Origin of the sequence: Solilutibacter silvestris (assembly GCF_050574925.1) — a bacterium.
Lineage (GTDB): Bacteria > Pseudomonadota > Gammaproteobacteria > Xanthomonadales > Xanthomonadaceae > Solilutibacter > Solilutibacter silvestris_A.
The window spans coordinates 452,689-477,935 of record NZ_JBCMOO010000003.1 but is presented as its reverse complement, the minus strand read 5'-3'; the positions used below and the strand labels follow the sequence as shown (position 1 = coordinate 477,935).

24 protein-coding genes are annotated in these 25,247 nt (G+C 63.1%); 15 read left to right on the top strand and 9 right to left on the bottom strand.

Annotation, left to right across the window (positions count from 1 at the left end; all coding sequences use genetic code 11):
* A complete protein-coding gene (locus tag ABE093_RS09005) occupies positions 1 to 744 on the bottom strand; it encodes an SDR family oxidoreductase (protein WP_430760531.1) in 744 nt (247 codons plus the stop codon).
* Positions 745 to 864: 120 nt separating this feature from the next.
* On the opposite strand from ABE093_RS09005, the gene ABE093_RS09000 reads away from it, so the two are divergent.
* Together ABE093_RS09000 and ABE093_RS08995 are read left to right on the top strand one after the other, a co-directional pair.
* Entirely contained in the window at positions 865 to 1,818 is a 954-nt protein-coding gene (locus ABE093_RS09000; protein WP_430760530.1) for a LysR substrate-binding domain-containing protein, read from the top strand.
* A 78-nt stretch (positions 1,819 to 1,896) separates the two neighbouring features.
* On the top strand, positions 1,897 to 3,459 hold the full coding sequence (locus tag ABE093_RS08995) for a sodium/sugar symporter (protein ID WP_430760529.1): 1,563 nt from the start codon (positions 1,897 to 1,899) through the stop codon (positions 3,457 to 3,459).
* A gap of 15 nt (positions 3,460 to 3,474) precedes the next feature.
* Here ABE093_RS08995 and ABE093_RS08990 read toward each other — a convergent pair whose 3' ends face one another.
* Both ABE093_RS08990 and ABE093_RS08985 read right to left on the bottom strand, forming a co-directional pair.
* Positions 3,475 to 5,325 carry an amylo-alpha-1,6-glucosidase gene (locus tag ABE093_RS08990; RefSeq protein ID WP_430760641.1) on the bottom strand — a complete coding sequence of 617 codons (1,851 nt, stop codon included), beginning with the start codon at positions 5,323 to 5,325 and terminating at the stop codon, positions 3,475 to 3,477.
* Positions 5,326 to 5,807: 482 nt separating this feature from the next.
* A complete protein-coding gene (locus tag ABE093_RS08985; protein ID WP_430760528.1) occupies positions 5,808 to 6,500 on the bottom strand; it encodes a LuxR family transcriptional regulator in 693 nt (230 codons plus the stop codon).
* 191 nt (positions 6,501 to 6,691) lie between these two features.
* Between ABE093_RS08985 and ABE093_RS08980 the strand changes: the two genes are divergently transcribed.
* Together ABE093_RS08980 and ABE093_RS08975 are read left to right on the top strand one after the other, a co-directional pair.
* A complete protein-coding gene (locus tag ABE093_RS08980; RefSeq protein WP_430760527.1) occupies positions 6,692 to 7,120 on the top strand; it encodes a DUF4902 domain-containing protein in 429 nt (142 codons plus the stop codon).
* Positions 7,121 to 7,196: 76 nt separating this feature from the next.
* On the top strand, positions 7,197 to 7,754 hold the full coding sequence (locus tag ABE093_RS08975; protein WP_430760526.1) for an acyl-homoserine-lactone synthase: 558 nt from the start codon (positions 7,197 to 7,199) through the stop codon (positions 7,752 to 7,754).
* A gap of 292 nt (positions 7,755 to 8,046) precedes the next feature.
* Here the strand turns inward: ABE093_RS08975 and ABE093_RS08970 are convergent, their stop codons facing one another.
* From ABE093_RS08970 to ABE093_RS08955, 4 genes are all read right to left on the bottom strand, one after another.
* Positions 8,047 to 10,125: a copper-transporting P-type ATPase gene (locus ABE093_RS08970; RefSeq protein WP_430760640.1), complete on the bottom strand. Its 2,079-nt coding sequence runs from the start codon at positions 10,123 to 10,125 to the stop codon at positions 8,047 to 8,049.
* A 140-nt stretch (positions 10,126 to 10,265) separates the two neighbouring features.
* Positions 10,266 to 10,664, bottom strand: coding sequence for a heavy metal-responsive transcriptional regulator (locus ABE093_RS08965; RefSeq protein ID WP_430760525.1), 399 nt, complete (start codon positions 10,662 to 10,664; stop codon positions 10,266 to 10,268).
* Positions 10,665 to 10,732: 68 nt separating this feature from the next.
* On the bottom strand, positions 10,733 to 11,761 hold the full coding sequence (locus tag ABE093_RS08960) for a copper resistance protein B (RefSeq protein ID WP_430760524.1): 1,029 nt from the start codon (positions 11,759 to 11,761) through the stop codon (positions 10,733 to 10,735).
* Between the two features lie 5 nt (positions 11,762 to 11,766).
* Positions 11,767 to 13,518: a copper resistance system multicopper oxidase gene (locus ABE093_RS08955; RefSeq protein WP_430760523.1), complete on the bottom strand. Its 1,752-nt coding sequence runs from the start codon at positions 13,516 to 13,518 to the stop codon at positions 11,767 to 11,769.
* A 203-nt stretch (positions 13,519 to 13,721) separates the two neighbouring features.
* On the opposite strand from ABE093_RS08955, the gene ABE093_RS08950 reads away from it, so the two are divergent.
* Genes ABE093_RS08950 through ABE093_RS08930 form a run of 5 tightly spaced genes read left to right on the top strand, consistent with a single transcriptional unit; the run spans position 13,722 to position 17,910 of the window.
* Entirely contained in the window at positions 13,722 to 13,991 is a 270-nt protein-coding gene (locus tag ABE093_RS08950; RefSeq protein ID WP_430760522.1) for a hypothetical protein, read from the top strand.
* Between the two features lie 2 nt (positions 13,992 to 13,993).
* Positions 13,994 to 14,365, top strand: a complete 372-nt coding sequence (locus ABE093_RS08945; RefSeq protein ID WP_430760521.1) for a GntR family transcriptional regulator — start codon at positions 13,994 to 13,996, stop codon at positions 14,363 to 14,365.
* Complete coding sequence (locus ABE093_RS08940; protein ID WP_430760520.1) at positions 14,350 to 15,222, top strand: ABC transporter ATP-binding protein; 873 nt, start codon at positions 14,350 to 14,352, stop codon at positions 15,220 to 15,222. The genes ABE093_RS08945 and ABE093_RS08940 overlap by 16 nt, the downstream gene beginning before the upstream one ends.
* 59 nt (positions 15,223 to 15,281) lie before the next feature.
* Positions 15,282 to 16,283: a hypothetical protein gene (locus ABE093_RS08935; protein WP_430760639.1), complete on the top strand. Its 1,002-nt coding sequence runs from the start codon at positions 15,282 to 15,284 to the stop codon at positions 16,281 to 16,283.
* A 40-nt stretch (positions 16,284 to 16,323) separates the two neighbouring features.
* Positions 16,324 to 17,910, top strand: coding sequence for a DUF4097 family beta strand repeat-containing protein (locus ABE093_RS08930; RefSeq protein WP_430760519.1), 1,587 nt, complete (start codon positions 16,324 to 16,326; stop codon positions 17,908 to 17,910).
* Positions 17,911 to 17,970: 60 nt separating this feature from the next.
* On the opposite strand, the gene ABE093_RS08925 is transcribed toward ABE093_RS08930, so the two are convergent.
* On the bottom strand, positions 17,971 to 19,371 hold the full coding sequence (locus ABE093_RS08925) for a class II fumarate hydratase (RefSeq protein ID WP_430760518.1): 1,401 nt from the start codon (positions 19,369 to 19,371) through the stop codon (positions 17,971 to 17,973).
* A gap of 49 nt (positions 19,372 to 19,420) precedes the next feature.
* Here ABE093_RS08925 and purB point away from each other — a divergent pair, with 49 nt between their 5' ends.
* Positions 19,421 to 20,788: an adenylosuccinate lyase gene (gene purB / locus ABE093_RS08920; RefSeq protein WP_430760517.1), complete on the top strand. Its 1,368-nt coding sequence runs from the start codon at positions 19,421 to 19,423 to the stop codon at positions 20,786 to 20,788.
* A 63-nt stretch (positions 20,789 to 20,851) separates the two neighbouring features.
* On the opposite strand, the gene gstA is transcribed toward purB, so the two are convergent.
* The gene (gstA, locus tag ABE093_RS08915) at positions 20,852 to 21,469 is read right to left on the bottom strand and encodes a glutathione transferase GstA (RefSeq protein ID WP_430760516.1); all 618 of its coding nucleotides are present in this window, start codon (positions 21,467 to 21,469) and stop codon (positions 20,852 to 20,854) included.
* A 146-nt stretch (positions 21,470 to 21,615) separates the two neighbouring features.
* Between gstA and ABE093_RS08910 the strand changes: the two genes are divergently transcribed.
* The 5 genes from ABE093_RS08910 to ABE093_RS08890 are packed head-to-tail and all read left to right on the top strand — an operon-like array spanning position 21,616 to position 25,157.
* Entirely contained in the window at positions 21,616 to 21,984 is a 369-nt protein-coding gene (locus ABE093_RS08910) for a winged helix-turn-helix transcriptional regulator (RefSeq protein WP_430760515.1), read from the top strand.
* 8 nt (positions 21,985 to 21,992) lie between these two features.
* A complete protein-coding gene (locus ABE093_RS08905) occupies positions 21,993 to 22,541 on the top strand; it encodes a DUF488 family protein (RefSeq protein ID WP_430760514.1) in 549 nt (182 codons plus the stop codon).
* A gap of 59 nt (positions 22,542 to 22,600) precedes the next feature.
* Positions 22,601 to 23,500 carry a subclass B3 metallo-beta-lactamase gene (gene bla, locus ABE093_RS08900; protein WP_430760513.1) on the top strand — a complete coding sequence of 300 codons (900 nt, stop codon included), beginning with the start codon at positions 22,601 to 22,603 and terminating at the stop codon, positions 23,498 to 23,500.
* Positions 23,497 to 24,669: a JmjC domain-containing protein gene (locus ABE093_RS08895; protein ID WP_430760512.1), complete on the top strand. Its 1,173-nt coding sequence runs from the start codon at positions 23,497 to 23,499 to the stop codon at positions 24,667 to 24,669. Before bla ends, ABE093_RS08895 begins: the two co-directional genes overlap by 4 nt.
* A complete protein-coding gene (locus ABE093_RS08890) occupies positions 24,666 to 25,157 on the top strand; it encodes a hypothetical protein (protein WP_430760511.1) in 492 nt (163 codons plus the stop codon). Before ABE093_RS08895 ends, ABE093_RS08890 begins: the two co-directional genes overlap by 4 nt.
* The last annotated feature ends 90 nt before the right edge of the window (positions 25,158 to 25,247 follow it).

Sequence of the window (25,247 nt, the reverse complement as noted above, 5' to 3'; positions counted from 1 at the left end):
TCAGTCGTGGTAGACCTGCGAACGACCGCCATCGACCAGGATGTCGGTGGCATTGATGAAGCGTGCTTCGTCGCTGGCGAGGAACAGCGCGGTATAGGCGACTTCCTCCGGCGTGCCGATGCGCTTGGGCGGCAGCAACTGCGTCTGGCGTTCGCGTGCCTCGGGTTCGCGTTCGAACCATGCCTCGATGCGCGGGACGAGGATGAGTCCCGGCGAGATCGAATTGACCCGGATTCCGTGCGCGGCGTATTCGATGCCGAGGGCGCGCGTGAGTCCAATCAACCCGTGCTTGGCGACCGGGTAGGGGAAGCATCCCGGAATGATGTGGTGCGCATGCACCGAGGCGATGTTGATGATGCTGCCCGCGGCGTGTTCCACCATGGAGGGCAGCACTGCACGCGCGAGGTTCCACGCGCCCTTGAGATTGAGCGCGAGGCAGCGCTCCCAATCCGCATCTGACAGCTGCAACGGATCGGAGAAGACATCGGCGCCGGCATTGTTGACCAGCACGTCGATGCGTCCATGCGCATCCAGCACGGTTCGAACGGCCGATTCGACGGCCGCGGTATCGGTGATGTCGGCCTGGCGGTGGACGATGCCCGCATCGTCGGAAGCGGGGGCTGCCTGCCGATCGAGACCGACCACGACAGCGCCTTCCCGGGCGAACAGGCGGGCGGTCACCGCACCGATTCCGCCGGCAGCGCCGGTGACGACCGCGACCTTGCCGCTCAGGCGTCCACTCATTCCTGTCTCCAGTTCGTCATGCCGGAAGCGTGGCACAGCCTCGCGTGGCGATCTATACACTTAAGATGAAATTTTTCGAATAATCTATTCCACAGTCGAATAATTTGGTGGGCAAGCCGCATGGTGCAACCGACGACAGGCTGGTTTGGCGCCACGCGCCTGAAGACCCGGCACCTGCTGTTGCTGGTCCATCTCTACGAACAGCGATCGGTCCTGCGTGCGGCCGAAGCCGCGAACATGACCCAGCCGGCAGCGTCGAAATTGCTCGCCGAAATGGAAAGCCAGCTGGGGGTGCCCCTGTTCGAGCGCCATGCCCGCGGCGTGGAACCGACCGGGTATGGCCAGGTGCTGATTCGTCGCGCACGGGCAGCCCTTTCCGAGATCGGGCGCGCCCATGACGAAATCGTGGCCCTGCGCAGCGGCCTGATCGGGCAGGTGTCCATCGGCACCGTGGTGAACCCGGGCACGACCCTGGTCCCGCAGGCCATCGCCGAGGTCAAGCGGGAATTCCCCGGCATCCTGATCAAGGTCGAGATGGACTACAGCCGCCCGTTGGTGGCCAAGCTGCAGGATGGGCAGCTCGACATCGTGATCGGTCGCATCATGGAAGCGGAAGGCGCAGCCGAACTCGACTTCGAACCGCTTGCCGACGAGCCGCACGCAACGATCGTCCGCGCCGACCATCCGTTGGCGCGACGCGACAAGGTCAGCCATGCCGACCTGGCCGAACACGGCTGGATCATGCCGCCGCAGGGCAGCGTGCTGCGTTCAAAACTGGATGCGGTCTTTCTCGAACATGGCCTGCCGTTGCCGCAGAACATTGTCGAAACCGCATCGTTGCCGGTGATCATCCATCTCTTGCGCAACAGCGACATGCTGAGCGCGTTGCCGGCGGAATCGGTGGCGCCTTATCTGCAGACCGGACAGATGCGCGTGTTGCCGATCGAACTCGGGGTGCGAATGGAATATTTCGGCATCATCCGTCGCCGCGACCAGCCGCTGTCCCCGGGTGCCGAGCGTGTCCTCCAGGCCTTGCGTACGACCGCACATCGAATCTATTCCGGCAAGGAATAGCTTTCCCCTTAGTTTTCATTGGTACGGCATGTTTCAGGTCGTCATGCTCACCATTGAACCTAGGGCAGGTGAGGCGCTATGAAATTGTCGGTGCTCGATGCCGCCATCGTGTTGGCCTATCTGGCCGGCGTGTTCGTGCTCGCGCAGTGGGTTTCCCGCGAGAAAGCCGGGCATGCCAAGGACGCCAAGGACTATTTCCTCGCCGGGAAAGCGCTGCCTTGGTGGGCCATCGGCGCATCGCTGATCGCCGCCAATATCTCCGCGGAACAGATCATCGGCATGTCGGGTTCCGGCTATGCCATCGGCCTTGCCATCGCGTCCTACGAGTGGATGGCGGCCGCGACCTTGCTGATCGTCGGCAAATGGTTCCTGCCGGTGTTCCTGCGCAATGGCATCTACACCATGCCGCAGTTCCTGGAACAGCGCTATGGCAGCCGCATCCGCACATTGATGGCGGTGTTCTGGCTCGGCCTTTACGTCTTCGTCAACCTGACTTCGATCCTGTGGCTGGGCGCGATCGCGGTGAACCAGGTCACCGGCATCGACCAGATGCTGGCGCTGGTGTTGATCGGCGCATTCGCACTGGCCTACCAGTTGTATGGCGGCCTCAAGGCTGTCGCACTCACCGACATCGTGCAGGTCTCGTTGCTGGTGCTCGGGGGATTGCTGGTGGTCGCGCTGACGCTGGGTCGGATCGGTGGCGATGGCGGCATGGTCGCCGGCTTCAAGTCGCTGTGGGCGGCGCACCCCGAGCACTTCCACATGATCCTCGGCAAGGACAATCCGTTCTACAAGGATCTCCCGGGTCTGAGCGTGATCCTCGGTGGCATGTGGATCATGAACATCAGCTACTGGGGCTTCAACCAGTACATCATCCAGCGCGCACTGGCGGCCAGGAATATCGGCGAGGCACAGAAAGGCGTGCTGTTCGCCGCGCTCCTCAAGTTGCTCATGCCGGTGATCGTGGTGCTGCCGGGCATCGCCGCCGTGGTGCTGGCGCCGACCTTGGCGAAGCCCGACCAGGCCTATCCGACGATGATGCGCCTGCTGCCCACCGGCATCCTCGGATTGGTGTTCGCCGCGCTGGTGGCCGCGATCGTCGCGTCGCTGGCATCGAAGATCAATTCCGTCGCAACCATCTTCACTCTCGATTTTTACGCAAAAGGCCGCAACGACCAGGATCAGCAGAAGTTGGTGCGGGTGGGGCGCATCACCGCGATCGTGGCCGTGGTGATCGGCATCCTCAGCGCGAAGCCGTTGCTGGGGAGTTTCGACCAAGCCTTCCAGTACATCCAGGAATACACAGGTTTCTTCACCCCCGGCATCGTGGTGATTTTCATGCTGGGCCTGTTCTGGAAGCGCGCCAACGAGGCGGGCGCACTGGCCGCGGCGATCGGCTCGTTCGTGCTGTCGATCGTGCTGAAGCTGGCATGGCCCGCGTTGCCCTTCATCGATCGCGTCGGTCTGGTCTTCCTGCTGGCGCTGGCATTGGCCATCGGCGTTTCGTTGACGACAAAGCCGGCATCGGAGAAAGACATCATCCGCACCGACGATATCGACTACCGCACCAAGGGGACGTTCAATATCGGCGCGATCGCCGTATTGGCAATTCTGACGGCCTTGTACGCGGTCTTCTGGTGAAGACGAACGATTGCGTCACTTCTGTTTGAGCGGCGGAATCAGGTCGCTTGGAACGCGCTCCGCATTCGCTCGATCCGGCTGCGCGAAGCGAACCGTTCCGAACAACTCCGCCATGCGCTTTTGTTGTCGCAGCAAGTCCTGATCAGCTGGAAGCGACCACTTGCGAATGACTCGCCCCGATCGCGATTCGTGTCGGAATCGCAATATGCGATCGGATTGATCCACGATCAGTCGGTCGCCTGCCGCAACCCTGGTCGAGTTCGGTGGATATCCCGGCAGGTCGAACGACAGCGTCGCAGTCTCTCCATCCAGCCGATAGGCGTAATGCGCACCAGCTTGCGAGTGCACCAACGTTGAATGCAATACGCCTTTCCCGATTCGATTCGATGATTCAACGTGATCCAGTGCCTGCGGCAGCCGCGGGGCCAGCGTGATGCGGCCATGTCCCATGTCCGGACGAACGCCCAGCACGTACTGGTAAAAGACTCGCAACTGCTCGGCGTTCGACCAGGCCTGCAGATAGGTCCCGGTCAGGCGCGGCGACTTCCCGCCGGGATGCGGATAGGCATCCATGGTTTCCGGCAAGCCGCCGGCCACGCCGCGAGTGAGCGCGAGCATGTTGTTGGCATCGAGCAAACGCCACGCCGGTTCGATCTGGCCGAACTCGATCATGCGCTGCATGGCGATGCCATCCAGCCACGGCCACACTGCTCCGTTGTGGTAGGCGGCATCCTTGTGCCAGCGTCCCGGCGCGAGATGCCAGGGATGAAAGGCGGGGGAGGAGGGATCGATCGTCGTCACGCCCCACGGGAATACCAGAGTTTCCCAACTGCGCTTCAGTTCGCGGGCTGCGGTATCGCCGGGCAGCAAATCGAGTGCGAACAACAGATTCGGCCGCAGGGTGAAATCCGCGCGATTGGCAGCATCAAGATGATCCGCGACATGGCCGTTCGATGGATCGACGAAGTCGCGAACGAATCCCGACTCGACGCGGTCGGCGATGTCTTTCCAGCGCTTTGCGGATGACGCGTCGCCGGTCATGTCCGCGAATTCGACGCCTGCACGCAACTGTTGCACCCACAAGGCCTGGATGTCATTGGCGCGATTCGCGCGTGGCGAATATGAAAGCAGGTCGCCGGCGCGACGCGCGTCCATCCACGTTTCGTTGTCGGCATGGATCAAATAACCCGATGCATCTGTCCAATGTGCGAGCGCGCCCTCGATGCTGGCCTTGACGTTGGGATAGAGCAGGGTGACGAGTTCGCGATCACCGGAATAGCGCAGGTAATCGCGCAGCCCGACGACGAAGCGCGGCGTACCGTCGGTTGTGTGGTAATCGAGGCTGCCTGGTTTGACGATATTGGGGACGCGTCCGTAGAAACGCGATGCCGGATCGAGATCCTGGAATTTGGCGAACGATGCAAGGATTTCGCGTGCCTGCGCGAATTGTCCAGTCACCAGCGTGGCGCCGGGCAGGGAGATGAATTCGTCGCGCCCCCAATATTCCGGGAACCAAGGCAGTCCGGCATAGATGCCGTCGCCGCGTTGCCGCGTCACCAACTGGTCGGTGGTCAGCGTGATCCAGCGCAGCGCCGCGTTCGTGCCCGAGTCGCTGGTCTCCAGCCTGCGATCGCCATTGACGAGTCCTTGCAGTCGATACAGGCGTTGGGTCCGCCACGTATCGATATTCGCCAGCGCATCGTCGGCCAGGTGCTCGGCATCTGCGACCTGCTCGGCGACGGCGATGATGAAGCGTTCATTCCTGTGCCTGACCACGACGTGATCCCGCGGTGAATTTTCCGTCGTCGACACGTAGCGGTCGGCGCGTATGGGATCCGCGTGCAGCACATCGCCAGACAGGTTCATCGTGCATCCTGCGGCCTGTTTGCCCGAAAGCTCCACAGAAACCACGTCACGCTGGTCGTACAGGCGCAAAGTTTCGGTCCAGCCTGAAGGGTGGCGCCAGCGGATGGCATCGGGCGTGACATCTGCCGCGATGGTTGCCGCGTGATCCAGTGTCTGGTCGCCGCAGCGAATCCGGTAGTCGTTGAAGATCCGGCGGCCGGCAATGTTGAAGCCGCGAAACCAGGCGTGCTCGGGATCGTTGTTGGCGAACAATTGCGTGTAATAGAACGCGGAACGCTTGTTGGTCAGCGACGCCTTGCGATCGTGTTCCGGGGTTACGTGGATTGCCAATCCGGAAAGGAGGCCCGCGTCTGCGGAGAGGTGATTGACGAGTACCGGATTCGACAAAACAGCCTGAGGAGCAGTCGCCGCCAGGCCAATCGCCAATATCGATAATTTCGCATAATATAGATTATGTAATAGAAACAAGATGTAGCTGGCCTTTACGTAATAAGCCCCAGCAGCACCGCGCGCACCACTGCTGCCGTCCTGTTGGGCGCTTCGAGCTTCGTCATCGCGCAGTTCGTGTGGAAATTGACCGTGCGTTCGGAGATGCTCAGGATCATCGCGATTTCGCTCGAAGTCTTGCCTTCGGCGATCCAGCGCATCACTTCCAGTTCCCGACTGGTCAGATCTTCCAAACCCACGGAATTGGGTCGCCGGATCAGGTGGCGCGACAGTCCGTAATGGGCGATCTGGCTCAGCCACAACAATTTCGGAATCTGCTCGCGAATCTCCTCGGGCGTAATCGGGTCCGCGCTCCGGGTCACCGTGAACATGCCGCGGATGCCGTTGGGTGCCAGTACCGGCTGTGCCCACCCGGAAACGATGCCGTGGGAATTCGCGTCTTCCCAAAATGGAATCTCATCGCTGTTCTTGTCGAAGCCCGACCAGACATACGGAGAAATCGAAGCCATGCCGTGGCGGACAACCGGATCCACCTGCAGATAGCCCTTTTCCGAATACGCCTGTTGCCACGACTGCGGATAGTTGTTGAGCATGATGATCTTCGGGGTCGAGATCGGCAGCGGAGCCCGCACGCCATAGGCGCAATGCTCGAATCCGGCTTCGCGTCCGAAAGAAATGATTTGTGCAAAAAGATCCTCTTGGCTGCTTCCGCCAATCAGGGCTTGCAACTGATCTTCCTTCCACTCTCGCAAAGCCACTCCCATTGATCATCACGGATCTTCACGCGCAAACACGACACACATATTGCCTGTCTGAACTGACAGTACGATCGATTTCCAGCCTACGTTAGGTTACGTCGAGACGATACACCCGAAAGATCTCGGGTTGTACGGCTGTTGCCGCAAGCCGAGGAGCAACGATGATTCTTGATGATGATGGCTATGTGAAACTCCAATTGAGAAACTTCCACGGCATCCGCTTGCAGCACTTCGTATCGGGGCTTGAGGAGGAATCGCCAGACAGAGCGCCAATGGAAGGCGCATGCGTGTCGACGATCGAAGGCTATACGGAATGGGTGAGCATTTCCGCACCCGTGATCTCGTTGGGATGGGACTGGATTTACGATCCGATGCGGGTTCCGTCGATGCTTGTCCGCCAGAGTTCGCTCAGAACCAACGTGATGCTGCTGGACAATGATGGAATCGAGGTAGGTCCTTTCAAGACGTCGGTGCTGCTCGAAGCCGTTCTGGATTGCTTCGATTGGCAGGAAACGGTTCTTGGTGCGATCGAAAATCGCTATTCCATGCACCAGGGTTCCACCCAGCCGGCCGTTCATCCGGCGGTCTAGTGTCAAATCTGACAGTTATCGCGGCAGTGGGCTTCTGCCAGCCTTCCCCTGAATGCATGGGGAGAGGAAAAAGTCCATGGATGTCCTGTATGGAAACGCGGCTTCCCTGACCGAGCCCGTATTCCAGGAGCTGGGTAAATACCGGCGCGACATCTTCATCGAGAAGCTTGGGTGGGAACTCGCCCTCACCAACGATCTGGAACTTGATCAGTTCGATCGCCAGGACACCATCTATGTCCTGGCACGGGATGAGAACCGGCAAGTGATCGGCTGCGCCAGGTTGCTGCCGACCACCAGTCCCTATCTGCTCGGGGAAATATTCCCGAACCTGTTGAATGGTCTCCTGCCCCCCTCCTCCACGGATGTCTGGGAACTCTCGCGATTCGCCGCGACCGGCGATGCGGGCCACGGCAGTTGTTCGGGTCCGCAGCACCCTTCGAAACTGGCGCTGGAAATATTGAATGTCGCGGCGGATTACGCCCGGCGCCAGGGCGCCAAACGACTGATTACCGTGTCCCCGATCGGCATGGAGCGATTGCTTCAGAAGACCGGTTTCCATACCCACAGAGCGGGACCTCCGATCCTGGTGGCAGGCCACCCCACTGTCGCCTGCTGGATCGAGATCGACGGATAACCGGTACCGATGCGATGAACGCGAAACGGAATACAAGCTTCGACAGCTCCGATATCGAGCCATCGCGATTGTGGTGGCTCATTTCCGGTGTCTGGGTCCTGATGTTCAGCCTGGTCCTTATTTTTGTCCTGTCTGCGGAATACAAACGATACGAGCGTCTCGAAAGTCGTCTGGCCCCTGTAGCCAGCCAGCGCGTCCTCGTCGAACTTTAGGTCGCTCCGACCTCCGTTTCTGGGGCCGGGGGTACCCTTGATCGCCGTCCTCCCTGGGCCGATCAGGGTACTCCCCGGATTTATTTGCGACGTTGCCCGAGCCGCAACGCATTGCTGACCACCGAGACCGAACTCAGGCTCATCGCCAGCGCCGCGATCATCGGGCTCAGCAACAGACCGAACACCGGATACAGCACGCCGGCAGCGAGCGGCACGCCCAGTGCGTTGTAGAGGAAAGCGAACCCGAGATTCTGGCGCATGTTGGCGACGGTCTCGCGCGAAATCGCGCGAGCTTCGACGATGCGACCGAGATCGCCCTTGACCAAGGTGACTTGTGCGCTCGACATCGCGACATCGGTTCCTGTGCCCATGGCGATGCCGATATCCGCTGCCGCCAACGCCGGCGCATCGTTGATGCCATCGCCGGCCATCGCGACATGGCGTCCTTCCGATTTCAGTCGTCGGATCAATGCGACCTTGCCGGCGGGATCGACGCCGCCATGCACCTCGTCGATGCCCAATGTTCGACCGACCGCTTCCGCCGTCGCCATGGCATCGCCGGAGGCCATCACGATGCGCACACCATCGGCGCGCAAGGCATCAAGCGCCGGCTGCGTGCTGGCCTTGACCGGATCGGCGACGGCGATCGCCGCGGCCAATTGTCCATCCACGGCGAGGAACATCACCGTCGCGCCATCGGCACGCAGGCGCTCTGCATCCTTTGCCAATGGCGCCACGCCACACCCGATCCCATCCATCAGCGCCTGGTTGCCCAACGCCAATGCGTGTCCATCGACATGGCCACTCACGCCGCGCCCGGTCGACGATTCGAACGCATCCACCTTGGAGAGCTGCAACGCACGTTGCTTCGCTTCGGCAACGATGGCTGACGCCAGGGGATGTTCGCTCCCCTGCTCCAGGCTCGCCGCCCACCGGATGACCGCATCCTCATCGACACCGTCGACGGTCACCGTTTCGCGATATGCAGGCCGCCCTTCGGTCAAGGTGCCGGTCTTGTCGACGACCAGCGTATCGATGGAGCCAAGTCGTTCGATGGCTTCGGCATCGCGGAACAGCACGCCTGCATGCGCGGCACGCCCGGTCGCGACCATCACCGACATCGGCGTTGCCAACCCCAAGGCACAGGGACAGGCGATGATCAGCACCGAGACCGCATTGAGCACCGCGTAGGTCCACGACGGTTCCGGCCCGAACACGCCCCAGACCACGAAGGTGGTTGCGGCAGCCGCCAGCACCGCGAGTACGAACCAGAACGCGACCTTGTCGGCCATCCGTTGCATCGGCGCGCGTGAACGTTGTGCCTGCGCCACCAGTTGCACGATCCGCGACAACACAGTGTCCGATCCCACCTGTTCGGCGCGAATCACCAGGCTGCCGGTGCCGTTGAGCGTTGCGCCGATCACGCGATCGCCCATCCCCTTCCCCACCGGGACCGGTTCGCCGGTCAGCATCGACTCGTCGATGTTCGAATGGCCATCGAGCACGATGCCATCGACCGGCACCTTTTCGCCGGGGCGGATGCGCAGGCGATCGCCGACGTGGACGTGTTCCAGCGGAATGTCTTCCTCGCCGCCATCGGCATCGATCCGGCGCGCCGTCTTCGGCGCCAGGCCGAGCAAGGCCTTGATCGCCGCCGAGGTCTTCGAGCGTGCCCGCAACTCGAGCAACTGCCCGACCAGTGTCAGCGAGACGATCACCGCTGCCGCCTCGAAATACACGCCAACGCGGCCATGCTCGCGAAACGATGCCGGGAAGATCTCCGGAGCGATCGTCGCGACGGCGCTATAGCCGAATGCGGATGCAACCCCGATGCCGATCAGCGTCCACATGTTGGGGCTGCGGTTGCGGATCGATTGCAGGCAGCGTTCGAAGAACGGCCAGCCCGCCCACAGCACCACCGGCGCGCTCAATGCGAATTCGATCCAGCTGCGTGCCGACGCGGAAAGGAAGTCGAATTTCGAGCCGAACATCGCCAGCATGAACACCACGATCGTCAACGGCAATGTCCAGCGGAACCGCCTGCTGAAATCGACGAGTTCCGGATTCTCCTCGTCCTCGAGCGACGGCATTTCCGGCTCGAGTGCCATTCCGCAGATCGGGCAGACACCCGGCCCTTTCTGGCGGATTTCCGGATGCATCGGACAGGTATAGATAGTCCCGGCCGGCATCTCGATCGCCGGCGCTGTACTCGTCGAATGATTGCCGGAACAGCACGATTTCATCTGCCCGTGATCATGACTCGCACCGTGGTCATGGCCATGATCGTGGGAATGCGCACTCACTGCACATCCTCCGACAATGCGTTGAGGATCGGACAGTGATCGAGTGCGCCATGTCCCGGGCACGATTCGGTCAGTCCTTCGAGCGCGACACGCATGCGTTCCAACTCGGCGATGCGTGCCTTGATGTCGACGATCTTGTCGAGCGCCGCCGATTTCATCGCCGCCATGTCGTCATCGCGCGAACTGGAGAGTTCCAGCAATTCGCGGATTTCCGGCAAGGTGAATCCGAGCGCCTTGGCACGACGAACGAAACGCAGTCGCTTGACGTCGCCCTCGCCGTAGATGCGGTAGCCGGAAGACAGGCGTTCCGGCTTGGGCAGGAGACCTTCGCGCTCGTAATAGCGGACGGTGTCGATGTTCACTTCGGCGCGTTGCGCCAATTGGCCGATCTTCATTCCGGCATCCTCGATGTGACGATGCCGGCACTCTAAACCATGGAGCAAGGTCTAGAGTCAAGTGTTTTTCAGAACCAGGTGCGGAATCCCAGGACGAAGCGGGTATCGCCCCGCTGCCCCGATTCTGCGCGGCGAAAATCCGCAGTACGACCGAATGCCTGCTCGCGGGTGACGCCGATGTAGGGCGCGAACTGGCGGGTGAATTCGTAACGGAGGCGGATGCCCGCCTCCGCCGTGCTCAACCCGGAACCGATCCCGCGCAGGCGATCGTCCTTGCCGTAGGCGTTCACTTCGACCAGCGGCTGCAGGATCAGGCGGTTGGTGAGCAGCAGTTCGTATTCGGCCTCGAAGCGCAGCGCGGTTTGCCCGCGTTGGCCAAGGTAGGCCGTCGTTTCGACTTCGAATTTCTGCGGCGCCAGGCCCTGCACACCGATTGCGGCGAACGTCTGGCCATCGCCCGGTTTGAAATCGTGGCGCACGCCAGCCACCACGTCCCACCATGGCGACATGCTGTGCCCGTACAGGATTTCAGCATCGGCGGATTCGGTACGATTGGAAACGCGCTCGCCTTCCGTGCGCAGCCAGGCACGATTCAAGTCGGTCCCGATCCAACCGCGGCCTTCCCACGCGGCTCCCCTGCCCGGCGAGTCGTTCCAGGTTTCCAGCCTGTTGAGCAGCGCATAACCGTGGACCGCGTTGTCCATCATGTCGTGCCCGCCGTGCGGCGGAACCGCGGCGGCGCGATCGGCATCCGTGAGGGCGGGAATCGGGGTTTTCGGTTCGTTCGGCGCCGGCGCCTTCTGGTGCATGGAGTGGTCCATGCCTTGCATGTCGCCCTGGTCCATCTGCATCTGCGAATGGTCCATTCCTTCCATCGCGGAATGATCCATCCCCGGCATTTGCGAATGATCCATCTCGCCGGAAGTCTTCGCTTTCGGCTTGGCCGGGACTTTCTTTTTCGCAGGCTGCTTCTTCGCAGCGCCCGCCTGCGGCATCGGCATGGACATCGTCGAATGATCCATCTCCTGCGCGGCGGCTTGTGGCGACAACAACGCGAGTCCGATCGCAGCGGCCAGCAGGCGAATCGTCGTGTTCATCGCGATCATTCCGCCACCCGCACGGTACGCATCATCCCTGCTTCCATGTGGTACAGCAGATGGCAGTGGTAGGCCCAGTCGCCCAGGGCATCGGCGCGCACGCGATAGCTGCGACGGGTTCCCGGCGGGATGTCGATGGTGTGCTTGCGGACCATGAAGTTTCCGTGCTCGTCCTCGAGGTCGCTCCACATGCCGTGCAGATGGATGGGGTGCGTCATCATCGTGTCGTTGACCAGCACGATGCGCAGGCGTTCGCCGTAATTGAGCTTCAGCGGCGCGGCATCGGAGAATTTCTGGCCGTTGAACGACCACGCGAATTTCTCCATGTGCCCGGTCAGGTGCAGTTCGACATCACGCCCGGGATCGCGGCCATCGGGGTCGTCGAAGGCGCTGCGCAGCATCGAATAGCTCAGCACCTTGCGGCCGTTGTCGCGCAGTCCGATGCCGGGATCGTCCAGTTTCGGAGCCGGCGACATCGCCTGCATGTCGACCAGCGGATTGTCCGTTTCGCTGGGCGGGTGCGTCGGCATTGCGCCGGAACCGTGATCCATCCCGGCCATTCCGCTCATGTCGTGGCCCATGTCCATGCCCTGCATCGACGACATGTCGCGCCCCATCGCCATGTCGGGCATGCCCAGCAGCGGTCGCGGGTCGATGGTGGGAATCGGTGCGCGCAATCCTTCGCGCACCGCCAGCGTGCCGCTGACGTAGCCGGTGCGGCCGAGGTCCTGCGCGAAGATGGTGAAGGCATCCTGCCCCGAAGGTTCGACGATCACGTCATAGGTTTCCGCGGCGGCGATGCGGAATTCGTCCACCGTCACCGGATGCACGTACTGACCGTCGGCCGCGACCACCGTCATCTTCAAGCCGGGAATGCGCACGTCGAAATGCGTCATCGACGATCCGTTGATGAAGCGGAGTCGTACCTTCTCGCCGGAACGGAACAACCCGGTCCAGTTGCCGAGCGACGTGGTGCCGTTCATCAGATAGGTGTAGGTATTGGCGTTGACGTCGGAGAGATCGCTGGGCGACATCCGCATCCCGCCCCACATGCGGCGATCCGCCAGTGTTGCCGACAATCCGTTCTTCTTCGCATCGCGAACGAAATCGCCGGCAGTGCGCTGGTAGTGGTTGTCGTACATCGCCATCTTCTTCAACCGCGCGAACAATCGCTGCGGATCGAGATCCGTCCAGTCGCTGAGCAACACCACGTAATCGCGATCAAAACGAAAAGGTTCGGGTTCGATCGGATCGATGATCAACGGACCATACAGCCCGCGCTGTTCCTGGAATCCGGAATGGCTGTGATACCAGTACGTGCCGGATTGCCGCACGTCGAAACGATAGAGATAACTTTCGCCGGGGCGGATGCCGTCGAAGCTCAATCCCGGAACGCCATCCATGTTCGCCGGCAACAAAATGCCATGCCAATGGATCGATGCTTCTCCGTCATGCATCGACGTGCGTTGCAAGGCATTGCGTACGCGAATGTTGACGGTGCTGCCTTCCTTCCAGCGCAGCAACGGTGCCGGCAGCGAACCATTCACCGTGACCGCGGTACGCGCCTTGCCGGTGAAGTCCACTGCCATTTCGCCGATGGAAAGATCGAAGTCGGTCCCCGCCAGCACTTCGGGCTGTCCGCTGGAACGCAGGGCCCACCCCTGCTTCGGCCAGAGGCCAAGGCCTGCCAGTACGCCGCCGGCAGCCAGTCCCTGGACGAAGCGGCGCCGCGACAGCCCTGCCCCTCCTTTCTTCATGTCATTGAATTCAAAAGCCATTTCTGTCCCGGACGGTGCGACGACGCCGCAATCCCGCCCAACTCTAGAGTCTGGAGCCGCCCCAGAGTCAAGCCGGACGTCCGATCTGTCCGCATCTATGTCTTCAGTTGGGGGTCAGCCTATTGACGAGGCCTGATTTGGTGTTATAGTTCAATACAACACCAGTCGAACAGGACGCCACCATGAACATCGGAGCAACTGCCCGCAAGCACGGCACCACCGCTCTGTTGGGTCTGGCCATCGCCAGTTTCGGTACCGCCACCGCGTTGGCCGGCTCCCCGAGTGGAATGACCCCGCCACTCCCCACCACGCTGCCCGCCTCGCCGCAGCTGTCCGCCAGCCCGGTCGTCGCCAAGGCGGCGCGCCCGGCCCAGGCCAGGTCAGGCAGGACGCTGCGCAACCGCCGCCAAGCCCAGGCGGTTCCGTTCTTTGCATTCCCGCCGAGGATCTGAACATGTCTCCCGTGCAATGGGCAGACGGAAGCCCGATTTACCGTCAACTCAAGGAAAAGGTCATCGCCATGATGCTGGATGGAGTTCTCAAGCCGGGCGATGCCCTGCCCTCCGTGCGCCAGGTCGCCGCCGAATACCAACTCAACCCGATCACCGTCTCGCGCGCCTACCAGGAACTGGCCGACGAAGGCATGGTCGAGAAGCGCCGCGGCCTCGGCATGTACGTGACCGATAGCGCCCGCAACCAATTGCGCAACAATGAGCGCGACCGCTTCCTCAAGGAAGAATGGCCGCTGATCCTGGAACGGATCCAGCGCCTCGGCTTCGAACCCGCCGAATTGCTCGACCCCTCACATAAATGGAGCGCGCCATGACCGCCGTCATTACCGCACGCGGCCTGCGCAAGGCCTACAAGAACACCACCGCGCTCGACAATGTCAGCTTCGAGATTCCGTCGGGTCGCATCGTCGGCCTGATCGGTCCCAACGGCGCCGGTAAGACCACCGCGCTCAAGGCCATCCTCGGCCTGATCCCGTACGAAGGTTCGCTGGACGTGCTCGGTCGCGACCCGCAGAGCCAACGCGATGCACTGATGAATGATGTCTGCTTCATCGCCGACGTCGCCGTGCTGCCGCGCTGGCTCAAGGTCAAGCACGCCGCCGAATTCGTCGAGGGCGTCCATCCGCGCTTCGACCGCAGCCGCTTCGAACGCTTCATCGCCCACACCCAACTGAAGCCGGACATGCGCGTCGGACAGATGTCCAAGGGCATGATCGTGCAGCTGCACCTGGCCCTGGTGATGGCGATCGACGCCCGCCTGCTGGTGCTTGACGAACCGACGCTCGGCCTCGACATCCTCTATCGCCGCGAGTTCTACCAGCGCCTGCTCGAGGATTATTTCGACGAGGACAAGACGATCATCGTCACCACCCACCAGGTCGAGGAGATCGAACACATCCTCACCGACGTGATGTTCATCCAGGGCGGCAAGCTGGTGCTCAACTCGCCAATGGAAGACGTCAGCCTGCGCTTCACCGAAGTGCTGGTGAATCCCGACCAGATCGAAGCCGCACGCGCGCTCAAGCCGGTCAGCGAACGCGCGATGCCGTTCGGCAAATCCATCCTGCTGTTCGACGGCGTGCCCCAGGTGCAGCTCGCCGCGCTCGGTGAAACCCGCAGCCCGGGCATCGCCGACCTGTTCGTCGCCACCATGAAGGGGACCTACGCATGAACGCCATCGTCAACAACGCGAATGCAGCGGTTCGTACCGCGCCGCATTCCACCCACCGCATGAAGACGCTGCTCAAGCGTGAATTCTGGGAACACAAGGGCGGCTTCCTGTGGGCGCCGATCATCACCAGCGTCATCTTCCTGGTGTTCACCGTCATCGGCAGCAGCGCCGGCCAGTTCGCCTTCCACAAGTTCCAGTCGGAATCGTCGTCGTGGGTCGTCAACATCGGCGGCCAGGACGTGCCCGCCAACAGCGACAGCGTGCGCCAGGCGCTGGCCCATGCCTCGCCCACCGATCTCGCGCAGATGCATGACGCGGTGAACGGCGTGCTGATGATCGCCGGCGTGTGGCCGCTGATGGTGCTCGGCTTCGTGGTGTTCTTCTACCTGCTGAGCGCCCTGTTCGACGAACGCAAGGACCGCAGCGTGCTGTTCTGGAAGTCGATGCCGGTCTCCGACACCGAAACCGTGCTGTCGAAGCTGCTGTCCGGCCTGGTCGTCGCACCGCTGATCGCGATCGCGGTGTCCCTGGCCACCATGGTGGTCTTCGCCCTGATCATCAGCGTGTTCATGCTCGGCAACGGCCTGCCGCTGGCCCTGCTGTGGTCGAACATGGATCCCTTGATGATCGTCGGGCAAACGCTGCTGATGGTGCCGCTGTACGCACTGTGGGCATTGCCGACCGCCGGCTGGTTGCTGCTGTGCTCGGCGTGGTCGCGTCGCGTTCCCTTCCTCTGGGCCGTGGGTCTGCCGCTGCTGGCCGGTGCGCTGATCTCCTGGGCAGTGGCGCTGAACGGCATGTATCGCGATACCCCGGTGTTGGGCATGATGTGGAAGCACGGCATCGCTCGCCTGCTGACCGGCACCTTCCCCGGCGCGCACCTGATCGGAGTTTCCGATGCGATCAACCATCATCACCGTCCAGAAAGCCTGCATGAGGGTCTCCAGTTCTTCAATGGACTGAATGCCTGGACCAGCCCGGCCCTGTGGATCGGTGCAGTGGTGGGCGTCGCGATGATCTTCGGTGCGATCCGCCTGCGCCGCTGGCGCACCGAAGCCTGATCCCGTCATCGCCCAATTGATATTGATCCGGAGAACTTTCATGAACCACGCCTCCAAATTCGTTTCACTGACGCTCGCCACCGCACTGATGGGTTGCTCGCCGTCGCCGCAATCCTCCGCGACCCCGGCGCCCGGCAACACCGCGCAGACCGCGATTGGCCAAGCGGCTCAGAACGCCATCGCCGAAGCGCGCACCAAGCTCGAGACCGAGAACATCAAGCTCGGCCAGGGCAACGGCATCCACATCAACGGCGGCAAGACCCCGTCCAACCTGCCGCTGGCGGAAATCACCCCGAAGGGCGATTTCATCGTCGACGGCAAGAACATCGCCGTCGATGCCAACCAGCGCGCACTGTTGCTGGACTACCGCAAGCACGTGATCGACATCGCCAGCCTCGGCATGACGATCGGCGCCAAGGGCGCGGACCTTGCCGGCACCGCGGTCAACGAAGCGCTGGCCAGCATCTTCACCGGCAAGACCGACCAGGTCGAAAAGCGCGTGAACGCGCAGGCGGAAACATTGAAGGCCGATGCGCAGCAGATCTGCGCATCGTTGCCGGCGATGCGCGTGACCCAGGACAAGCTGGCCGCGGCGCTGCCGGCGTTCAAGCCCTACGCCACCATGACGCAGGACGAGATCGACAACTGCAACAAGGACAGCAATGACCATGTCGTTGTCCGCGGTCCGTCCTCCGGCCCGAATGCCGATTCCGACAACGACTCGGATTCCGATTCCGGCTCGGCGGCCGCGGCTGCAGCCGCGGCGGCGATCCCCACCCCACCGGTGCCGCCGACTCCGCCCATGCCTCCGGTGCCGCCGAAGAACGACTTCGCGAACACGCCTTGCGCCTTCCAGCGTCCGATCAACCTCGCGCTCGATACGCGCGGCATCCGCACGGTGCGTTTCGACCTGCAGAGTGACGACCTGACCGCGGACGCCGTTTCCGGTGGCGGCACCGTCAGTGGCCGCGCCTGCGCATCGTCGCAGTCGTCGCTCGACACCATGAAGGTGGAACAGCAGCGCAATGGCGACACCCTGGTCGTGCGCGCGTGGCATACCGACGGCTTCACCGGCCGCTCTAACATCAGCATCGGCCCGATCCGCATGAGCCGTTACAGCATGATGCAGTTGCAGGCCAAGGTGCCCGACAACGTGATGGTCGAAGTCACCGCCAAGTCGGGCGACGTGGTCATCCGCAATGCGGCGCGCACCAGCCTCGACCTCGGCTCCGGCGACGGCCAGTTGCTCGGCGTGCGTGGCGACGCCTTCGCCAAGCTGGGATCGGGTGACCTGGTCGTCGACGGCGCGCGCAACCTGCACGTCCTCAGCATCGGTTCCGGCGATGCCAAGCTGCAGAACATCGCGGGTGCGGTCAGCATCGACACCATGGGTTCGGGCGATGCCAGGATCGCGACCGCGGGATCGGTCGAGGTCGGCACCGTCGGTTCGGGTGACGTCGTCATCGGCGGCATCCGCGGCAATGTCCATGTCGCCACGGTCGGTTCCGGCGATGTCACCGCCAATGACGTGCAGGGCGACCTGCGCGTCGACACCATGGGTTCTGGCGACGTCAACCACAAGAACATCGGCGGCAAGATTTCGGTGCCGAAGAAGAACGACGACTGATTCGACCAGGATGATGCATTCGATCCGGCGCCCATGTGGCGCCGGATTTGTTTTCAACACTCAACCCGACGAACCGCCACCCGCATGGATGCCACCCTTGGTGAGCTTGGCGGGATCGAGCAGTCGCTTCAGCGTCGTCGCATCAAGCCCGCTGTCTTCGATCGCCACGTCCAGCACCGGTCGCTTCTCCTTGTAGGCGCGCTTGGCGATCGCGGCGGCCTTCTCGTAGCCGATCACCGGATTGAGCGCGGTGACCAGGATGGGATTGCGGGCCAGCGCGGCGTCGATGTTGTCGTGGCGCACCTTCAATCCGGCGATGGCGCGATCCCCGAGCAGCGGCAGCACGTTCGACAGCAGGCGAATCGATTCCAGCAAGTCGTTGGCGATCAGCGGCAGCATCACGTTGAGCTGGAAGTTGCCGCTGGCGCCGGCCACGGTGATCGCGGCGTGGTGACCCATCACCTGCGCACAGACCATGCACGCCGACTCCGGGATCACCGGATTGACCTTGCCCGGCATGATCGAGGAGCCCGGCTGCAAGGCTGGCAATTCGATTTCGCCCAAGCCGGCCAGCGGGCCCGAGTTCATCCAGCGCAGGTCGTTGGCGATCTTCATCACCGCGACCGCCAGTGCATTGAGCTGGCCCGAGAGTTCGACCAGATCGTCCTGCGCGGCCAGTCCTTCGAACTTGTTCGCCGCGGATTCGAAGCGCACGCCGCTGCCGGCTGTGAGCGCCTGCGCGACACGACGACCGAACTGCGGATGCACATTGATGCCGGTGCCGATCGCGGTCCCGCCCAACGGCAGGCGGCGCACGCGCTTCAACGCATCCTCGATGCGCGCCTGCGCCGAATCCAGTTGCGCCGACCACGCCGCGAACTCCTGGCCCATGGTCAGCGGCATCGCGTCCATCAGGTGGGTGCGACCGGTCTTGACCACTTTCGCAAGGGATTTGCCCTTGCGATCGATGACGCGACGCAGTTGTTTGATCGCCGGCAACAGGTCGCGCTGCACGGCGAGTACCGCCGCGACGCGGATCGCGCTCGGCACGGTGTCGTTGGAACTCTGGCCGAGATTGACGTGGTCGTTGGGGTGGACCTTGCGACGCGCCGTGCTTGCAAGGTACGCGATCACCTCGTTGGCATTCATGTTCGACGAGGTGCCGGAACCGGTCTGGTAGATGTCGATCGGGAACTGATTGTCATGGCGACCGGCGGCGACATCGGCGGCGGCGCGCGCGATCGCCTGGGCGCGCCCATCGTCGAGCAGGCCCAGCCAGCCGTTCACTTCGGCACCGGCGGCCTTGATCAGCGCCAGCGCATGGATGAATTCCGGCGGCAGCGGCCGGCCCGACACCGGGAAATTGTCGATGGCACGCTGGGTCTGCGCGCCCCACATGGCGTCGGCGGGAACGCGCAGTTCGCCCATGCTGTCGTGTTCGATGCGGAAGGTCTGGGCCACGGCATGCTCCGGGAATCGAAAGTCTGCAGGATACGGTTAAAATATCGGGATGACCCATTCGACCCTCACCGCCCTCTCCCCGCTCGATGGCCGCTATGCCGGCAAGGTCGATGCACTGCGTCCGATCTTCTCCGAATACGGCCTCATCAAGGCGCGCGTGAAGGTCGAAGTCGAATGGCTGCTGGCGCTGGCCGCCGAAGCGAAGATCGTCGAGCTCAAGCCGTTCTCCGCCGATGCGCAAGCCCGCCTGCGCAAGTTCGCCGACACGCTGTCGGTGGCCGATGCCGCCCGCGTGAAGCAGATCGAAGCGACCACCAACCACGACGTCAAGGCGGTCGAATACCTGATCAAGGAACACCTCAAGGATGATGCCGAGCTGGCCCCGGCGCTGGAGTTCGTCCATTTCGCCTGCACCTCCGAAGACATCAACAATCTGTCCTACGCGCTGATGCTGCGTGAAGCGCGCGCCACAGTGCTGCTGCCCAAGCTCGACGAAACCATCGCCAAGCTGAGGTCGATGGCGCATGACCTCGCCGCGCTGCCGATGTTGTCGCGCACCCACGGCCAGACCGCCTCGCCAACCACCGTCGGCAAGGAAATCGCGAATGTCGTGGCCCGCCTCGAACGCCAGCGCTCGGTGCTCGCCGCACTGCCGATGCCGGGCAAGATCAACGGCGCGGTCGGCAACTACAACGCACACGTCGTCAGCTATCCGGACATCGACTGGCCGGCGTTCTCGCAACACTTCGTCACCTCGCTGGGCCTCGACTGGCAGCCCTACACCACCCAGATCGAGCCGCACGACGGCATCGCCGAACTCAGCGATGCGATGAAGCGCATCGACACCATCCTGATCGACCTGTCGCGCGACATCTGGGGCTACATCTCGCAGGGCTATTTCAAGCAGAAGCTTAAGGCAGGCGAAGTCGGCAGCTCGACCATGCCGCACAAGGTCAACCCGATCGACTTCGAAAACGCCGAAGGCAATTTCGGCATCGCCAACGCGCTGTTCGAACATTTCGCCGCCAAGCTGCCGATCAGCCGCTGGCAGCGCGACCTCACCGATTCCACCGTGCTGCGTGCGCTCGGCACCGCCTTCGGCCATGCGCTGATCGGTTTCGATGCCCTGCTGCGTGGCCTGGGCAAGCTGGAAACCAATCCGGATCGCCTCGCCGCCGATCTCGACGCCAGCTGGGAAGTCCTGGCCGAAGCCGTGCAGACGGTGATGCGTCGCCACGGCCTGCCGGAACCGTACGAACAGCTGAAGGCTTTGACGCGCGGCCACGGCATCACCCAGGAATCGCTGCGCGCCTTCATCGCGCAACTCGACCTGCCGGCCGACGCCAAGCAGCGATTGATGGAACTGACGCCCGCCGGTTACATCGGCGTCGCGACGGAACTCGCGCGCAAGGTTTGACGCACCATCGCGGCCACGAAAAAACCGCTCCCTGGGGAGCGGTTTTTGTTTGTGCGGCAGGGATTACTTGGCGTGATGGCCCAGGCCTTCCGCCTGCAACGCCGCCTGCACCGCCGGACGCTCCTGCACGCGTTTCTGGAAATCCGCCAATGCGGCGAACGCCGAGAGATCGACATGCACGGCCTTGGCCCAGCGCGTCACCGTGAACAGATAGGCGTCGGCGACGCTGAACTGTTCGCCCATCAACCATGGCTGTTTGGCCAGGATCGCATCGAGCAAGGCATAACGCTTCTGCAAATAAGCCTTGCGATTGGCGACGGTCGCTTCCGGGGTGTCCGGCGCGAACAGCGGGCTGTAGCTCTTGTGGATTTCCGAAGTGATGTAGTTGAGCAGCGACTGCAGCTGGTAGCGCGCCATCGTGCCGTTGGCCGGCGCAAGGCCGCTTTCCGGCTTCAGGTCGGCAAGATACTGGTCGATTGCCGGGCCCTCGGTCAGCAGTTCACCGCTGTCGAGCTCCAGCGCAGGCACGTAGCCCTTGGGATTGATCGCGAGATAGTCGCGGCCATCCGAGGTCTTCTTTTCCTTCAGGTCGACCTTGTCGAGCGTCAGGCCGATGCCGGCTTCAAGGGCGACGATATGTGGCGCGAGCGAGCAGGCACCGGGGGAGTAATAGAGCTTCATGCGTTCTTCCTGGTCATGGATGGATGGTCCCGATGGCGTGTCGCCATCGACCTGCGCATCCTAAACCGACATGGTTACTGTTGGATACCACATAACCACTAGTTACCGATAGAATGCGGTATCCCCGAAGTAACCAGTGATCCGCCATGGGCCTGCCCCTCCGTCGCAGCAAGGTCGAACCGCCACCGGTCTGCCCGCTCACCGAATGCATGACGCTGCTGCGCGGCGCCTGGTGCCCCAACGTGATCTGGTATCTCAGCGGCGGCCCGCGCCGTTTCGGCGAGTTGCGCGTGGACATTCCCCGCGTCTCTGCGCGCGTGCTCACCGCCCGTCTGCGCGAACTGGAAGCGAAGGGCGTGATCGCGCGCGAGGTGCTGGCGACATCGCCCCCCTCGGTGGAATACAGCCTGACCGAGCTCGGCGAGGAACTGGTGCCGGCGATCCGAGCGATCGTCCGTGTTGGCACGCGATTGAAGGACCAGATGCATCCCGCGCCGCGCAGGAAAGCCGCGTAACAGCAAAAATGCCCACCTTCTTCACCATCGGTCATTCCAATCGCAGCCTCGATGAATTCATCGATCTTCTGACGGAATCGAAGATCGAATGCGTGGTCGATGTACGGACTTTCCCGCGTTCGCGCGCCAACCCGCAGTTCAACATCGACACCCTGCCCGCTGCGCTGAGGGAACACGGCATCGCCTACGAACACCTGGCCGCGCTCGGTGGCAGGCGCGGCAGCGTGCACGACACGATCCCGACCCGGGTCAACGGCCACTGGGACCACCAAAGCTTCCACAACTACGCCGATTACGCCCTGTCGCCGGCGTTTCGCCACGGCCTCGATCACCTGATCGCCGAAGGCGAGCGCCAGCGTTGCGCGGTGATGTGCTCGGAAGCGGCGTGGTGGCGCTGCCACCGCCGGATCATTTCCGATTACCTGCTCGCGCGCGGCGAGACCGTTCTGCACATCCTCGCGCCGGGACGCGTCGATCCCGCCGTGCCCAACGAGGGCGCCGAATTCCACGCCGACGGCAGCATCACTTATCCCGGCGCGCCGACGCTGTTCGATTGATCGATCCCGACAGGGCTTGCGGCACAATGGACGCCCATTCCCCCACGATCCGTCGCCCCGTGTCGATCCGTCGCCTCCCCCTTCTTTCGACCCTCTTCGCCATCGGCATTTTTGCTGGCTGGCAATCGCCCGCATTCGCCAGCGATGTCCCGCAATGTCCGGCAGACGCCAGTCCGATGGACGGTTGGAGCGACCGCGCGCCGCCGCGAAAAATCTTCGGCAATACCTACTATGTGGGCACCTGCGGCATCAGCTCGATCCTGGTCGTCGGCAAGCAGGGCGCGATCCTGATCGACGGCGCCACCGAAAAGGCGCCGGCGGCGATCGAGGCCAACATCCGTGCGCTGGGTTTCAAGCCGAGCGACGTGAAACTCATCCTGAGCACGCATGATCACAACGATCATGCAGGCGGCCTGGCGCAGTTGCAGCGCGACAGCGGTGCCCCGGTGCTCGCACGGGCACCTGCGGCTGCGACCCTGCGCCGCGGATCCAGCGACCGCAGCGACCCGCAGTTCGGAGAGTTGGGCAAGTTCCCGCGCGTCACCCACGTGCGCGTCATCGCCGATGGGCAGGTCGTGCGGCTCGGCGACTTGAAACTGGTCGCGCACGCCACACCCGGACACACGCCAGGCAGCACCAGCTGGACCTGGCGATCCTGCGAGGGCGAGCGCTGCGCGAACATCGCCTACGTCGACAGCCTGACTGCGATTTCCAACAAGCAGTACCGCTACGGCGATCATCCCGCCTACGTCACGGCCTTCCGCCACACCATCGCCACGGTCGCGTCATTGCCCTGCGACCTGCTGCTGACCCCGCATCCGACCGCCAGCGACATGTTCGCGCGATTCGCCGGCACCAAGCCGCTGATCGATGCCGGTGCCTGCAAGACGTTTTCGCTGCACGCAGGCGAAGCCCTGGACCAGCGCCTCACTGATGAGGCGAACGGGAAAGCGCCATGATCGAAGTCGACGCCATTGATGGCCCCGCGCCCCTGGGCATGGCGCCCGAGCGTTTCCTGCGCGAGTACTGGCAGAAAAAACCGTTGTTGATCCGCAATGCCTTCCCGCAGTTCGAATCGCCGATCCAGCCGGAAGACCTGGCCGGACTCGCCTGCGAGGAAGGCGCGCTCGCGCGCATCGTCAGCCACGACCAGACGAACGATCGCTGGACGCTGGAAACCGGCCCGTTCCCGGAAGAGAAATTCCCGGCGATGCCGCACCACGACTGGACGGTGCTGGTGCAGGACGTCGACAAGTGGGATGCCGACGTACGCGCCCTGCTCGATGCCTTCCCGTTCCTGCCGCGCTGGCGGATGGACGACATCATGGTGTCGTTCGCGGCGCCGGGTGGATCGGTCGGCGCGCATATCGACAATTACGACGTCTTCCTGCTGCAGGGCGTCGGCCACCGTCGCTGGCAGATCGACACCCATCCCGATCCGGAATCCGAATATCGCGACGACGTGCCGCTGCGCCTGCTGCGCGACTTCAAGCCCAATCACGAGTGGATCCTCGGACCGGGCGACATGCTCTACCTGCCGCCGGGCGTCGCCCATCACGGCATCGCCGAGGACGCCTGCCTGACGATTTCGATCGGCTTGCGCGCGCCATCCACCGCGGAACTCCTGATCCACCAGGCCGACACCCTCGCCTTCGATGCCGACGAACGCGTGCGGTATGTCGATCCCGACCTGGCACTGCCGGCCGATCCCAACGAGATCGACGATGCTGCGCTCGATCGCGCCCTCGCCGCGCTCTCCCGCATCCGCCTCGAGGGCCGCGACCAGATCGGCGAATGGTTCGGTCGCTTCATCTCCGCCTACCGCGTTGCCGAAGGCCAGGCGCCGACCGGCGACGATGCATCGGGACTCGACATCGCCGAAAGCATCAAGGGGGGCGAAACATGGATGCGCCATCCACACACCCGCATGGCCTGGCGCCGACTTTCCGATGGCAGCGCCCTGCTGTTCGCCAACGGTGCAGCGTGGCCGGCGACGGTGGATGACGCGAAAGTGCTGGCCGGCGCGCAGTGGCTCGACGGCGAAACGCTAGCTGCCTTGGGCCCAGGCGGCCGCGAATTGCTGCAAACCCTCGCCGACGGTGGCTATCTGCTTCCGGAGTCGCCATGAACGCGTCGCCATTCAACGGACGCATCGATGGACTCGACGCGGTCATCGTGGCGGCGACTGTCGTACTCCAGGCCAGCTCGCGCCGAATCTGCCTGTTCGCGCCAAAACTGGAAGCCCGGCTGTGGAACCAGCCGGCGATCGTCGATGCCCTGCGCGGATTCGCCGCCTCGGGTCGCGAGCGCGAAATCCGCATCCTCGTCGGGGAACCGGCCGACCTTGCCCGTGATTGCGGCGCATTGGTCGCCCTGCACCAGCGCCTGCCCACCGCCCTGCAACTGCGCCAGCCGCTGGAGGGCGACGAGTGGCCGGCCCAGCATCCGTTCCTGCTGGGGGATGACGGCGCGATCCTGCGACTCGATGGCGACGGCCGCCTCGGCGGCGAAATCATCGCGCCCGAAGCTGGTCAGGGACGCGTCTTCCAGGCCCGTTTCGATGGCAGCTGGGAGCGGGCTCGACCAATGTCTGAACTCCGCGCATTAGGAATTTGATGCAGTGCGGAGCCGGCTGCGCCTATAATCACCAACTCGACTGATCCAGCGCATTCAGCCGGTCTGTTGCGTCGGAAAATCAGCCACTTG

Bases quoted from the DNA above. Each gene is read 5' to 3' on its own strand.
- ABE093_RS08910 (WP_430760515.1), top strand. From the start codon at position 21,616: ATGGGCCTGCCCCTCCGTCGCAGCAAGGTCGAACCGCCACCGGTCTGC.
- purB (WP_430760517.1), top strand. From the start codon at position 19,421: ATGACCCATTCGACCCTCACCGCCCTCTCCCCGCTCGATGGCCGCTAT.
- ABE093_RS08930 (WP_430760519.1), top strand. From the start codon at position 16,324: ATGAACCACGCCTCCAAATTCGTTTCACTGACGCTCGCCACCGCACTG.
- ABE093_RS08990 (WP_430760641.1), bottom strand. From the start codon at position 5,325: ATGAACCTGTCTGGCGATGTGCTGCACGCGGATCCCATACGCGCCGAC.
- ABE093_RS08995 (WP_430760529.1), top strand. From the start codon at position 1,897: ATGAAATTGTCGGTGCTCGATGCCGCCATCGTGTTGGCCTATCTGGCC.
- ABE093_RS08890 (WP_430760511.1), top strand. From the start codon at position 24,666: ATGAACGCGTCGCCATTCAACGGACGCATCGATGGACTCGACGCGGTC.
- ABE093_RS08935 (WP_430760639.1), top strand. From the start codon at position 15,282: ATGAAGACGCTGCTCAAGCGTGAATTCTGGGAACACAAGGGCGGCTTC.
- ABE093_RS08950 (WP_430760522.1), top strand. From the start codon at position 13,722: ATGAACATCGGAGCAACTGCCCGCAAGCACGGCACCACCGCTCTGTTG.
- ABE093_RS08945 (WP_430760521.1), top strand. From the start codon at position 13,994: ATGTCTCCCGTGCAATGGGCAGACGGAAGCCCGATTTACCGTCAACTC.
- ABE093_RS08980 (WP_430760527.1), top strand. From the start codon at position 6,692: ATGATTCTTGATGATGATGGCTATGTGAAACTCCAATTGAGAAACTTC.
- ABE093_RS08895 (WP_430760512.1), top strand. From the start codon at position 23,497: ATGATCGAAGTCGACGCCATTGATGGCCCCGCGCCCCTGGGCATGGCG.
- ABE093_RS08955 (WP_430760523.1), bottom strand. From the start codon at position 13,518: ATGAAGAAAGGAGGGGCAGGGCTGTCGCGGCGCCGCTTCGTCCAGGGA.
- gstA (WP_430760516.1), bottom strand. From the start codon at position 21,469: ATGAAGCTCTATTACTCCCCCGGTGCCTGCTCGCTCGCGCCACATATC.
- ABE093_RS09000 (WP_430760530.1), top strand. From the start codon at position 865: ATGGTGCAACCGACGACAGGCTGGTTTGGCGCCACGCGCCTGAAGACC.
- ABE093_RS08965 (WP_430760525.1), bottom strand. From the start codon at position 10,664: ATGAAGATCGGCCAATTGGCGCAACGCGCCGAAGTGAACATCGACACC.
- ABE093_RS08975 (WP_430760526.1), top strand. From the start codon at position 7,197: ATGGATGTCCTGTATGGAAACGCGGCTTCCCTGACCGAGCCCGTATTC.
- ABE093_RS08940 (WP_430760520.1), top strand. From the start codon at position 14,350: ATGGAGCGCGCCATGACCGCCGTCATTACCGCACGCGGCCTGCGCAAG.
- ABE093_RS08960 (WP_430760524.1), bottom strand. From the start codon at position 11,761: ATGAACACGACGATTCGCCTGCTGGCCGCTGCGATCGGACTCGCGTTG.
- ABE093_RS08905 (WP_430760514.1), top strand. From the start codon at position 21,993: ATGCCCACCTTCTTCACCATCGGTCATTCCAATCGCAGCCTCGATGAA.
- ABE093_RS08970 (WP_430760640.1), bottom strand. From the start codon at position 10,125: ATGCATCCGGAAATCCGCCAGAAAGGGCCGGGTGTCTGCCCGATCTGC.
- ABE093_RS09005 (WP_430760531.1), bottom strand. From the start codon at position 744: ATGAGTGGACGCCTGAGCGGCAAGGTCGCGGTCGTCACCGGCGCTGCC.